We start from the raw sequence: 265 nt of genomic DNA, 5'->3' as shown, positions 1-265 counted from the left end.
CAGGCTGACTTGACGTAATCCAGCACCATGTCGTGGTGATTCGAGGTCTTGAAGTTATCAAACACTTTTTCGATCCTGCCCTCGGCATCTATCAGGAAGCTGATGCGATGAATGCCGTCATAGGTTTTCCCCATAAACGTTTTTTCACCCCAGACGCCAAACGCCTGGCAGACTTCATGGTTTTCATCGGAGAGCAGGGTAAAGTTCAGCAGCTCTTTTTCGACAAACTTTGACAGTTTTTCCGGTTTGTCGGTGCTGATGCCCA

Annotated in this window: 1 protein-coding gene; it reads right to left on the bottom strand. The window is 48.3% G+C overall.

What is annotated here, in order from left to right:
• Positions 1 to 265, bottom strand: a 265-nt coding sequence (gene bcp / locus SB765_RS30445; protein WP_410932596.1) for a thioredoxin-dependent thiol peroxidase, incomplete at both ends; no start/stop codon positions are given.

This window comes from Pseudomonas sp. SIMBA_067, assembly GCF_046534675.1.
Taxonomy (GTDB): domain Bacteria; phylum Pseudomonadota; class Gammaproteobacteria; order Pseudomonadales; family Pseudomonadaceae; genus Aquipseudomonas; species Aquipseudomonas putida.
This window is presented reverse-complemented; position numbering and strand designations above follow the sequence as displayed.